Origin of the sequence: Capnocytophaga sp. oral taxon 332 str. F0381, assembly GCF_000318275.2 — a bacterium.
GTDB classification, from domain to species: domain Bacteria; phylum Bacteroidota; class Bacteroidia; order Flavobacteriales; family Flavobacteriaceae; genus Capnocytophaga; species Capnocytophaga bilenii.
Genome location: NZ_KB291318.1, coordinates 1,629 through 12,870 on the forward strand (window position 1 = coordinate 1,629; position 11,242 = coordinate 12,870).

Annotated in this window: 10 protein-coding genes and 4 tRNA genes; 10 read left to right on the forward strand and 4 right to left on the reverse strand. The window is 38.7% G+C overall.

Features of this window, described 5'->3' with window-relative positions; all coding sequences use genetic code 11:
• On the reverse strand, nt 1-346 hold a 346-nt coding region (locus tag HMPREF9075_RS07390), incomplete at its 3' end, for a hypothetical protein (RefSeq protein WP_009415893.1).
• Nucleotides 318-494 carry a hypothetical protein gene (locus HMPREF9075_RS13215; protein ID WP_009415894.1) on the reverse strand — a complete coding sequence of 59 codons (177 nt, stop codon included), beginning with the start codon at nt 492-494 and terminating at the stop codon, nt 318-320. The genes HMPREF9075_RS13215 and HMPREF9075_RS07390, both read right to left, overlap by 29 nt.
• 551 nt (nt 495-1,045) lie before the next feature.
• Here HMPREF9075_RS13215 and HMPREF9075_RS07395 point away from each other — a divergent pair.
• Genes HMPREF9075_RS07395 through HMPREF9075_RS07420 form a run of 6 tightly spaced genes read left to right on the forward strand, consistent with a single transcriptional unit; the run spans nt 1,046 to nt 8,134 of the window.
• Nucleotides 1,046-2,521: a S41 family peptidase gene (locus HMPREF9075_RS07395; protein ID WP_009415896.1), complete on the forward strand. Its 1,476-nt coding sequence runs from the start codon at nt 1,046-1,048 to the stop codon at nt 2,519-2,521.
• A 6-nt stretch (nt 2,522-2,527) separates the two neighbouring features.
• Nucleotides 2,528-3,568 carry a 2Fe-2S iron-sulfur cluster-binding protein gene (locus tag HMPREF9075_RS07400; protein ID WP_009415897.1) on the forward strand — a complete coding sequence of 347 codons (1,041 nt, stop codon included), beginning with the start codon at nt 2,528-2,530 and terminating at the stop codon, nt 3,566-3,568.
• 56 nt (nt 3,569-3,624) lie between these two features.
• The gene (locus tag HMPREF9075_RS07405; protein ID WP_009415898.1) at nt 3,625-4,665 is read left to right on the forward strand and encodes a VWA domain-containing protein; all 1,041 of its coding nucleotides are present in this window, start codon (nt 3,625-3,627) and stop codon (nt 4,663-4,665) included.
• Nucleotides 4,666-4,675: 10 nt separating this feature from the next.
• A complete protein-coding gene (locus tag HMPREF9075_RS07410) occupies nt 4,676-5,548 on the forward strand; it encodes a tetratricopeptide repeat protein (protein WP_034557166.1) in 873 nt (290 codons plus the stop codon).
• A 27-nt stretch (nt 5,549-5,575) separates the two neighbouring features.
• Nucleotides 5,576-7,336 carry a BatD family protein gene (locus HMPREF9075_RS07415; RefSeq protein ID WP_009415900.1) on the forward strand — a complete coding sequence of 587 codons (1,761 nt, stop codon included), beginning with the start codon at nt 5,576-5,578 and terminating at the stop codon, nt 7,334-7,336.
• 42 nt (nt 7,337-7,378) lie between these two features.
• A complete protein-coding gene (locus HMPREF9075_RS07420; RefSeq protein ID WP_034557179.1) occupies nt 7,379-8,134 on the forward strand; it encodes a tetratricopeptide repeat protein in 756 nt (251 codons plus the stop codon).
• A gap of 19 nt (nt 8,135-8,153) precedes the next feature.
• Here the strand turns inward: HMPREF9075_RS07420 and HMPREF9075_RS07425 are convergent, their stop codons facing one another.
• Nucleotides 8,154-8,684: a shikimate kinase gene (locus tag HMPREF9075_RS07425; RefSeq protein WP_009415902.1), complete on the reverse strand. Its 531-nt coding sequence runs from the start codon at nt 8,682-8,684 to the stop codon at nt 8,154-8,156.
• A 137-nt stretch (nt 8,685-8,821) separates the two neighbouring features.
• Here HMPREF9075_RS07425 and HMPREF9075_RS07430 point away from each other — a divergent pair.
• The 4 genes from HMPREF9075_RS07430 (at nt 8,822) to HMPREF9075_RS07445 (ending at nt 9,197) form a co-directional block, all read left to right on the forward strand.
• Nucleotides 8,822-8,894: transfer RNA gene (locus tag HMPREF9075_RS07430), tRNA-Lys, on the forward strand.
• A 27-nt stretch (nt 8,895-8,921) separates the two neighbouring features.
• A tRNA-Lys gene (locus HMPREF9075_RS07435) sits at nt 8,922-8,994 on the forward strand.
• Between the two features lie 34 nt (nt 8,995-9,028).
• Nucleotides 9,029-9,101: transfer RNA gene (locus HMPREF9075_RS07440), tRNA-Lys, on the forward strand.
• 12 nt (nt 9,102-9,113) lie between these two features.
• Nucleotides 9,114-9,197, forward strand: a tRNA-Leu gene (locus HMPREF9075_RS07445).
• A 52-nt stretch (nt 9,198-9,249) separates the two neighbouring features.
• Here HMPREF9075_RS07445 and HMPREF9075_RS07450 read toward each other — a convergent pair.
• A complete protein-coding gene (locus tag HMPREF9075_RS07450; protein ID WP_009415903.1) occupies nt 9,250-11,100 on the reverse strand; it encodes a DNA topoisomerase IV subunit B in 1,851 nt (616 codons plus the stop codon).
• Nucleotides 11,101-11,242 lie beyond the last annotated feature (142 nt).

Here is an 11,242-nt window from a genome sequence, read left to right on the forward strand (position 1 = left end):
TCTTTATTTCGGTATCATTAGTCTCAGATGCCAATTTTTCTAATGCTAAAAGACTCTCAGGTTGTGGTTGTGCTCCTATGGCATAAATGATTTTTCGTATATAAGGATATTTGAAGTCATCGTCTTCTAAATACTCAGGAATGTTGTCTATTGCTTTTAGTAGAATAGGTATGTTTTCAGTATTGTTGTTAAAAATAGTCTGAAAAGCACTTACTATATTCTCGTGTTCATTATGAAAATTACATAGCAAGAACTCTTGGTATAAAGCTTCATAATCCTTTTCACTTAATCTTTTAGGTAATTCCCATAGAATAGAATTAAAAAAATTGATTGTATCCTTCTTCATCTATACAATCTTTAACACTATATAACAAAGATCTCAATTCTTGAAAGTTGGCTTTAAAATCTGTCTTTTTTTTAAAATCATTTGTGTCAATTTTCCAATGATACAAATCTTTTATTAACTCATAATCTTTTTGATTTATGTTTTTCATTTTATTTCACGATTTCAAATTTAACAATATTCTCATTAAAAGTCTCTAATGCTTTCCCCCGCTGGTGCGAGCTTGCAGCTCGTACCCCAATACGCCAATTCCACCCCAAAGTGATTAAAAAACTTTTTCTTCTTCAGGCTACACTCTTTTAAAGTTAGAAAAATGAAACCACTTTCTTTGTTTTTGCATATCTTTAGCCTTTACTCTTAAGACTTATACTATAAATTTATTTCAGGACAAGATATTCTGGCTTAGGCTCACACTCCCCCCGTTCCACAAGTCCTACAAGTCCCACAAGTCTTACAAGTCCCACCCGTCTCACCCGTCTCACCCGTCTCACTCGTCTCACCTGTCCCACCTGTCCCACTCGTCCCACCTGTCCCACCCGTCCCACCGAACCTTCAGCGAAGGATGAGCGAAGGATGAGCGAAGGATGAGCGAAGGAAAGTCGGCGAGCTGGCGCAGCCGAGTATGTGACGAACCAACAATTAGCACTAAAATTTGTGCAAATATAAAAAAAGTCTTACTTTTGTAGCAAAATTATTTTCTTTATGAAGCGTATATTTATTGCTATTACAATAATAATCAGTGTGTTATCTTGTTCAAAAAACAATGATGACGATGAGAATCCTTTCCTTTTTGCTGGCTCCGACTATACTGGTTCCGACCTCAATCTGCGTATCAACGACTTTATTTGGAAAGGACTTAACACTTACTATTTGTGGCAGCCCGAAGTAGCTAATTTACAAGACAATCGCTTCGGAAGCCTTGCCAATACCAAAGCCGATAAAAATCACACCTACACTACCTTTTTAAAAAGCAATTTAAACCATACCGATTTTTTTAACAACCTCCTCTACCGCAAAGGTACAACCGATCGTTTTAGCTATATTACCGATGACTATGTGAAGTTAGAAAACCAATTCAAAGGCATCACAGCAAGCACAGGTATGGACGAGGCTTATGTGCAGTTCAACAACGCAGGTACAGTTATGGGCATAGTGCGCTATGTAATCCCAAATTCCGATGCCGATAGGCAAGGCGTACAACGCGGCGATGTCTTCCTTGAAATCAATGGTACCCCTATCACCAAGCAGAATTTAGGCAGTTTGCTCAGTAGTAGCGTGTATAGTTTTGATATTTACCGCTTTGACGAGGATGGCGACCTGAATTTTACAGGCAAGAGCGTAACCCTGCACAATACCGCTACCCCCGAAAATCCAGTACTGATAACCAAAGTAATACAACAAGACAACCACCGCATAGGCTATCTAATGTACAACGCCTTTATTAGCGATTACGACAAAGCCCTCAACGATGCCTTTGCCTACCTGAAAAACCAAAACATCACCGATTTGGTACTCGACCTCCGCTACAATGGCGGTGGAAGCGTGCAAACTGCTATTTACCTCGCCTCAATGATTACAGGGCAGTTTAGCGGACAGGTCTTTGCTAAAGAAAAATGGAATACCAAAATGCAAGATATCGTAGCCCAGCAAGGCAAAACTATCAATTATTTTCTTGAAAATATGACCGATGGCACCCCCCTAAACCACCTGCGAATGAATAAGCTATATGTGCTTACTACCAGTCGCACAGCCTCAGCCAGCGAATTGCTTATCAACGGCTTAAAACCCTATATTAACGTAGTGCAAATAGGGCAAACCACCACAGGCAAAAATCAAGGTTCTATCACTATTTACGACTATATAGATAGAAAACAGCAAACCAAGAACCCTAAGCATAAGTGGGCAATGCAACCTTTAGTGCTAAAGATAGAAAATGCAGCAGGAGTAGGCGATTATGTAACAGGCTTAACACCTACAATAGCTATAAATAAAGAAAATTACACCAAATTAGGCACTTTGGGCGACCCCACCGAGCCTTTCCTATCCAAAGCCATAGAGCATATCACAGGCAGGCAAGCAAGCCGTACCAGCAGAACAGCTCCCCAGCCCACCCCCGATTATCAGCTTATTACTACACAAAAAAGCCAATATTTAGGCTACAACGAAATGTATAAATAATAAAAAATGAACAAACTTTACGACCTTAAAGTTACTAAAATAACACACCTTACTGCATCGTCAGTAATGATTACTTTTGAAGTGCCTGAACTCCTCAAAAAAGTATTTTCTTTTGAAGCAGGCGAATACCTTACACTACAGCAAACCATCAACAATCAAAAAGTACGCCGTGCCTATTCCATTTGCTCTGGCGTAAATGAAGGCGAACTGAGTGTAGCAGTAAAACGTGTGCCCAATGGTATCTTTTCTACTTATGCTACCCAAGAGCTCAAAGAAGGCGATATACTACAAGTAATGCCACCTATGGGCTCATTTGTGTTCTTCTACGATATTTTCGGTAATCGCGATATTATGCTGTTCTCAGCAGGCAGTGGCGTTACCCCTATGATGAGTATTGCCAAAACAGCACTCGCCAAAACCAATATCAAGGTGGTGTTTGTATATGGTAATAAATCCAAGCAAGAAACCTTGTTTTTTGATGAAATAGAAGCACTACGCACCCAATACCCCGAGCGCTTCTTGGTGCATTACGTCTTTAGTCAAGAGCCTTGGGGCAACAATTATACAGGGCGTATCAATCATAAAATAGTAACTGAACTATTTGAAAAATACAAAGATTTGAATTGGGGCAGATACTATGCTTGCGGACCTACACAGCTGGTAAAAGACCTCCGCGAAATGCTCTTGCTGCGTGGCATTGATAAAGAACGTATCTTTACCGAGCTATTTGAAGCCTCACCCGATGCTGTTGATTATACTCAGCTGGAAGGTAATGTAGAAATTACCGTTGAAATAGGAGGCGAAACCCATACCTTCACTTCAGCTCGCAATCAAACACTGCTCGCCTCTGCACTGATGAGGGGCTATGATGCTCCTTACTCCTGCCTCAATGGTGTGTGCAGTAGCTGTATAGGTAAAGTGACAGAAGGCGAAGCTAAAATGGCTAAAAATGAGACACTTACCGAAAAAGAAGTAGAAGAAGGTTATGTACTCACTTGTCAGGCATATGCTATGCAAGATAAAATTAAAGTGAAATTTGAAAATTAAAACCGTTTTGGCGCAGTATTTGTAAATAACACTTTTGGCAACTAAAAATATTTACTATGGTTTATATAGACGAAAAAATATACCTTTGGCTCATCAATATTGTGTTTGTGCTGCTGCTTATTTTTGTAGCCTCACAATGGCGAAAACGAAAAATGCAGCGACAATTTGCTACTAAAGCAATGTTAAAGCGCTTATCCCCCAATCGTTCAAGTTTTAAAACTTGGCTGAAATTTGTGCTATTGGCAGTTGTTATAACTTTGCTATGTGTAGCTTTGGCAAATCCCAAAATAGGCACTAAAGTAGAAACCGTAAAGCGCGAGGGGGTAGATATTGTTTTTGCTATAGATGTTTCAAAAAGTATGTTGGCAGAAGATGTAGCACCCAATCGTTTGGAAAAAGCCAAACGCATTGTTTTTGAAACTATTAGCCAGCTAAAGGGCGATAGAGTAGGAATTGTAGCCTATGCGGCGAGTGCTTACCCACAGTTGCCCCTCACCACCGACCATTCTGCTGCTAAAATGTTCCTGCAAGCAATGAATACCGATATGCTTTCTTCACAAGGTACCGCCATTCAAGAAGCCATACGTATGGCAAGCAGTTATTTTGACGAAAATACTCCTACGGCACGCCTTTTGTTTATCATTTCCGATGGTGAAGACCACGAAATGGGTGCTACCGAAATAGCTGCTGAAGCCCAAGAAAAAGGCATACACATCTATACCATAGGCGTGGGTACCGAAAAAGGAAGCCCAATACCAATGAAAGAGTTAGGACAACAAACCTACAAGCATGATAGCAATGGCGAGGTGGTAATTACTAAACTAAACAAAGAGCTCTTGGCACAAATAGCTCGCAATGGCGGAGGAAACTTCTTTAATGGTGATAATACCCAAACTGCTGTAAGCGAGATAACTAAAATATTAGATAATACCGAGAAAACCCAATTCGACACCCAAAAATTTGTAGATTACAAAGACCAATTTCAGTGGTTCATTGCTGGAGCACTCTTCTTGCTCTTTCTCGATATGTTTATCTTCGAGCGAAAAACTGCTTGGGTGAAAAAACTAAATTTATTTAACGAAAAAGAAAAGAATTAATAGTTAGATGATGAAAAAAGTATTTGTCGTATTACTCTTTATAATAACTGCAGCTGTAAATGCTCAAACAAAAGCAGAAAAAGAAGCACTAAAAGCAAAAAAAGCCTCTGATGAATATACTTATCAGGGAAATAAAGCTTTGGAAGGTGATAAACCTGTGCAGGCAGAGGTAGATTATCGCAATGCCATTGTAAAGAATAAAGAAAATGTAACCGCTCAGTACAATTTAGGCTCATTGTATTACCAACAAAAAAGTTATGGAGAGGCTTTTGCTCGTCTCAAAAAAGCGAGCGAAACTCCTAACATCACCGATAATGAACGCCACCAAATATTCCATAATTTGGGCAATACTTTTATGAAAACTAAAGAGTATGACAAAGCGGTACAGGCATATAAAGAAGCACTCCGCTATGATAGCACCGATGAGCAAACACGCTATAATTTGGCAGTAGCTAAAGATATGCTAAAGAAAAACCCTCCTAAAAACGATAATAAGGATAATAAAGACAATAAAAACAACCAAGATAATAAAAACGATAAGAATAAAGACAACCAAGATAATAAAAACAATAAAAACGATAAGAATAAAGACAACCAAGATAACAAGGATAATAAAAACGACAAAGACAAAAAAGATAACCAAGATAATAAAGACAATAAAAACGATAAAGACAAGAATAAAGATAACCAAGATAACAAGGATGACAAAAACGATAAAGGCGACAAGGATAATGACAATCAAAAACCACGACCTTCAAGCCTGTCACCACAGCAAATGGAACGCATTCTGGAGGCTATGAATAGCGAAGAACGTAAAACCCAAGAAAAGGTGAACGGACAAAAAGTAAAAGGACAACGCTCTAAATCAGAAAAAGATTGGTAATCCTAAAAAGCAATTATTTGATAGCATATGAAGAAAATAACAGCATTTATTATTACTTTCTTAGCATTACAATTCATCTATGCACAGCAAGTGGAATTTACTGCCGAAGTGAGCAAAAATCAATTAGGGGCTAACGAACGCCTGCGCATAGAGTTTACAATGAATAGAAATGGTGATAACTTTACACCTCCTAATTTTCAAGGATTTACTGTAGTGATGGGACCTTCACAGTCTATATCAAACTCTTGGATAAATGGGGTGCGTACTTTCTCACAGTCGTATATATACATATTGCAGCCCACAAGTAAAGGAAAACATACTATAGGAGCTGCCACCGTAGATATTGAAGGGCGTACCTATAGGACTAAACCTATAGAAATTACTGTAACTGGTGAAGTACAAAACCCATCAATAGATAAAAACAGCAACGATATAGCTCGCGAAAGTTTCTTTTTATTGGCAGAGGTGTCAAAACCTAATCCTTATTTGAATGAAGCGGTAACAGTTATCTATAAATTATATGTGGGTAATCAAATAGCACTGAACAGCTTGGAGTGGCTCACAACCCCTAAATATCCTAACTTTTGGAGTCAGGATTTGAAAATGCAGCAGTATGAGATAGGTGATTGTAACTATCAAGGGAAACCTTATCGCTGTATTACGGTGAAAAAAGTAGTGTTATACCCTCAAAAAACAGGAGTCCTTACCCTTGAGCCTCTCACTATGGATGCCGTTTTAAGTGTGCCTACAGGCCAGCGTGATTTCTTTGGACGTCCTTATTACGAGGAGGTATCGCGCCGTGTTACTTCGGGTAATAGGACATTGAATGTAAAAGAACTGCCACAAGAGGGCAAACCCGATAGTTTCGGGGGGGCAGTAGGTGATTTTTCTTTTAATGTAACTACCAATAAGCTTACCTTAAAAGCAAATGAAAGTTTGCAGCTAAAAGTAGAAGTTTCGGGCAGTGGTAATTTAAAATTGTTTGATTTGCCAAAACCTATATTTCCGTCTTCGTTAGAGGTATATGCTCCTGAACAAAAAGACGATATTAGCACGACATTACAGGGTATGAATGGGCGTGTAGAACATACTTATACCATTGTACCCGAATATAAAGGTAAGTATCCTGTAGCAGGGCTCACATTCTCGTATTTTAACCCTGTAACTCAAAAATATGTAACTGTAAAAACAGATGATTTGCTGATAGATGTAACCGAAGGTCCTGCCGCTGATAGTAATACAACTGCCAATAGCGATACTTCGGCAACACAGACAGATAACTCGTTTGCACCAGTCCAAACCAATGCACAATTACAACCTATAGGCAAACGCAGTTTCTTTGGGTCGGTAGGGTACTATTTATGGTCACTATTGCCATTGCTTATCATTCCCATAGTACTTTTATGGTGGCGTGCACAACAGCGTCGTGCAGGTGATATTGAAGGTAATAAAGTGCGTGTAGCCAATCGTTTGGCGAAAAAATATTTAGGTGAAGCAAAACGCAAATTAGGTGATAAAGCCACCTTCTATGAGGCTTTAGAACGTGCTTTGCACAACTATTTGAAAGCTAAGCTAAAAATAGAAACTGCCGAGATGAGTAAGGATACCATCAGTGAATTGTTGTTACAACGACAAGCTGATGAAGCTACGGTATCACAGTTTATAAAACTCCTTGCCAATTGCGAAATGGCACGCTATGCGCAACATAGTGAAGCTGCTATGGAACGAGATTTTGAAGATGCGGTAGAGGTAATTTCAGGCTTAGATAAGCAGATGAAGAGTAAGTAATAATTAATAAGGAGTAGAGGAATGAAAAAGCAAGTAAAAAATATGAAAAGCATTACACTTGTATTATTTATAGTGTTTTGTAGTTTAATAAGCTTTGCACAAACTAATGAAAAGCTGTTTGCACTCGCTACTGATAATTATCAGAAAGGGCAATGTGAAGAAGCCATTAGGCAATACCAACAGATTATAGCGCGAGGTAGTGAATCATCAGCTTTGTACTATAATATGGCAAATGCTTATTACAAGCTGAATAAAGTACCCGAAAGTATATATTATTACGAGAAAGCACTAAAGTTAGACCCCAAAAATACAGCGGCTAAAAATAATCTCACATTTGCCAAACAAATGACAGTAGATGCGATTACACCTCTACCTAAGACGTGGTTGCAACAGCTTTCGGATAGTATTACGGGCTTATTTGAATTGCATACGTGGGCTATTCTTTCAATTATAGCCATATGGGGGGTAGTAGTATTTTTTTTGTGTTACTATTTTGTAGTACATACAGCTTTGAAACGTACTTTTTTTACTTTATTATTAGTAACAATAGTCATTGCAATAGGTACTTATAGTATAGCGCATTACAAGCAACAACAAATAGCAAATGAGCAATATGCTATATTGTTTGAGAAAACAGTACGAATATTTGCAGAGCCCAATGCTTATAGTAGTGAAGTTTTAGAGCTTCACGAGGGTACTAAAGTAGCTATTATAGGGCAAGAAAACGATTGGCTACAAATACAGTTAGCCAATGGAAAAACAGGCTGGACGAAGTCGTCTAACCTGAAAAAGCTATAGTAGTACAGCTAATTACCAATTAGATAATAGGCTCATTAGCCAATTTATCTAATAAGAGCTTAAGGCTTTCGTCTTCTGAGAGGTTATCCATAGTGATAAGGCAATCAGCTTGCATATAAAACGGATTGCGCTCAAAAAGGTGCTTACGAATAAAATCTTCCAACTCATCGTCATTGATATCGGTTATCATAGGGCGATGAGTTTTTTCTTTTACGAGTCTGAGAGCGAGATTTTTGGGTTGATACTTCAGGTAAATAGATGTAGCATCAGCTGTTTTAATAATACTGATGTTATTACCAAAGCAAGGAGACCCACCGCCTAAGGCAAGTACAAAATCATTGGGATTTTGTAGGAGTTCTTGTAGGTACTCAGCTTCTTTTTTTCTAAAATAAATCTCGCCTTTAGTTTTAAAAATATGAGGGATAGAGCTGTTTTCACGTTCAGCTATGTAATCATCAAGGTCTATAAAAGGAATGTTTTTAGCATTGGCTAGGGCTTTTCCAAGCGTAGATTTGCCACTACCCATATATCCCATTAAAATTATTTTCATATATAAATAGTTGTTTTTTAGGGTATTGAAATAAAAGTTAAAAATAAAATGCAAAAATAATACTTTTTTTCTTGTTATATATAAAAAAAGTATTACCTTTGCACCCGCAAACAAGAAATACTTGTGATTACCACAACGACTCGGTAGCTCAGCTGGTAGAGCACGACACTCTTAATGTTGGGGTCCTGGGTTCGATCCCCAGCCGGGTCACAAGGATTATATAGTTTAATATTTTAGGACTTGGTAGCTCAGTTGGTAGAGCACAACACTTTTAATGTTGGGGTCCTGGGTTCGAGCCCCAGCCAGGTCACAAGGGTTATACAATTTGTTTTTTTATTTTTAAGGACTTGGTAGCTCAGTTGGTAGAGCACAACACTTTTAATGTTGGGGTCCTGGGTTCGAGCCCCAGCCAGGTCACAAAAACTTACCGCCTACGTGGAGAAATTGGTAGACTTGCCATCTTGAGGGGGTGGTGCCCTTTCGGGCGTGCTGGTTCGAATCCAGTCGTAGGCACATAATAATTAACAAAGAAAAGCTGTCTTTTTAGACAGCTTTTTTTGTTTCCTTAAATATCAAAGTTATCAATTTCTACTTTTAGATTGTTGATGATGAAATCTTGTCTATCGGGGGTGTTTTTGCCCATATAAAAATCTAATAACTGCTCTATATGGATAGTCTTATCAAGCATTACAGGGTCTAAACGAATGTCTTCGCCTATAAAATTTTTGAACTCATCGGGTGATATTTCTCCTAACCCTTTAAAACGCGTGATTTCGGGTTTGCCTTTTAGTTTCTCTATAGCAGCTTGTTTTTCTTCTTCGCTATAACAATATATTTTTTCATTCTTATTACGTACTCGGAAAAGAGGCGTTTGCAATATATATAAGTGTCCTTCCTTGATAATCTCGGGGAAGAACTGCAAGAAAAAGGTGGTAAGTAGCAAGCGAATGTGCATTCCGTCTACATCGGCATCGGTGGCAATGACAATGTTGTTGTAACGGAGGTCGTCCATAGAGTCTTCTATATTTAAAGCTGCTTGCAAGAGATTGAATTCTTCGTTTTCATAGACTATTTTTTTAGTCATTCCGTAGGTGTTCAGCGGCTTACCTCGCAGTGAAAAGACGGCTTGGGTATTGACATCGCGAGATTTGGTAATAGAACCCGAAGCCGAATTTCCTTCTGTAATAAACAGTGTACTCTCCAAATTGCGCTTATTTTTTGTATCGGTAAGGTGTATGCGGCAATCGTTTAGTTTTTTATTGTGTAAGTTTGCTTTTTTAGCTCTTTCTTTAGCCAATTTTCTGATGCCAGCAAGGTCTTCGCGTTCGCGTTGCGCTTCCATAATTTTGCGCAAAATAGCATCGGCTACTTCGTTGTTTTTGTGCAGATAATCATCTAAATGACGCGCTACAAAATCGTTAATATAAGTGCGTACTGTAGGCATTCCTTCGCCCATTTCAGTAGAACCGAGTTTTGTCTTGGTCTGGCTTTCAAACACAGGCTCCATTACTTTGATAGAAAGCCCTGCAATGATAGATTTTCGTACATCAGACGAATCGAAATTCTTCTTATAAAAATCGCGGATGGTTTTTACATAGGCTTCTTTGAACGCATTGAGGTGCGTACCTCCTTGTATCGTATTTTGTCCGTTAACAAATGAATAATACTCCTCGCTGTATTGGGTTTTGCTGTGTGAGATAGCCACCTCGATATCCTCGCCTTTGAGGTGGATAATAGGGTAAAGAAAATCCTCTTCGTTATTGTTTTCGGTGAGGAGGTCTTTCAATCCGTTTTCGGAATAGTATTTTTCGCCGTTGTAATTAATCGTAAGCCCAGGGTTGAGGTATACGTAGTTTTTGAGCATACGCACTACGTACTCATTGCGGAACTTGAAGTTTTTGAAAATGGTATCATCGGGAATAAAGGTTACACTTGTACCACGTTTTTTGCTACTTTCTTCAATGGGTGATTCTTCTTTTAAAATACCTTTTTCAAACGAAGCTGATTTGGCTTGATTGTCGCGTACAGACTCTACCCAAAAGTAAATAGAGAGCGCATTAACAGCTTTTGTACCAACGCCATTAAGTCCGATAGATTTTTTGAAGGCTTTAGAGTCGTATTTGCCTCCTGTATTCATTTTGGAGACTACATCTACTACTTTTCCCAAAGGGATACCACGCCCATAGTCGCGTACTTCTACCTTATTATCGCTGATTTTCACATCAATAGTTTTACCAGCTCCCATAATAAACTCGTCTATACTGTTATCGAGTACCTCTTTGAGGAGTACGTAGATACCATCATCGGCAGAAGAGCCATCGCCGAGTTTTCCGATGTACATACCAGGGCGTTGTCGTACGTGCTCTAAGGGGTCGAGCGTTTGAATACTATCTTCGTCATATCTTATTTCTTCCATAATGATTTATATGTTTATGGCTGCAAAGATACGAAATAATGTTTAATGATTAATGATTAATGTTTTAAGAGGAGGCATATTCTCGAGCCGCACGGGCTTTTATCTTTTGCTTATCCTTCGCTCATCCTTCGCTCATCCTTCG

Coding starts and splice junctions, on each gene's coding strand:
- HMPREF9075_RS13215 (WP_009415894.1), bottom strand. CDS start 494: ATGAAAAACATAAATCAAAAAGATTATGAGTTAATAAAAGATTTGTAT.
- HMPREF9075_RS07395 (WP_009415896.1), top strand. CDS start 1,046: ATGAAGCGTATATTTATTGCTATTACAATAATAATCAGTGTGTTATCT.
- HMPREF9075_RS07400 (WP_009415897.1), top strand. CDS start 2,528: ATGAACAAACTTTACGACCTTAAAGTTACTAAAATAACACACCTTACT.
- HMPREF9075_RS07405 (WP_009415898.1), top strand. CDS start 3,625: ATGGTTTATATAGACGAAAAAATATACCTTTGGCTCATCAATATTGTG.
- HMPREF9075_RS07410 (WP_034557166.1), top strand. CDS start 4,676: ATGAAAAAAGTATTTGTCGTATTACTCTTTATAATAACTGCAGCTGTA.
- HMPREF9075_RS07415 (WP_009415900.1), top strand. CDS start 5,576: ATGAAGAAAATAACAGCATTTATTATTACTTTCTTAGCATTACAATTC.
- HMPREF9075_RS07420 (WP_034557179.1), top strand. CDS start 7,379: ATGAAAAGCATTACACTTGTATTATTTATAGTGTTTTGTAGTTTAATA.
- HMPREF9075_RS07425 (WP_009415902.1), bottom strand. CDS start 8,684: ATGAAAATAATTTTAATGGGATATATGGGTAGTGGCAAATCTACGCTT.
- HMPREF9075_RS07450 (WP_009415903.1), bottom strand. CDS start 11,100: ATGGAAGAAATAAGATATGACGAAGATAGTATTCAAACGCTCGACCCC.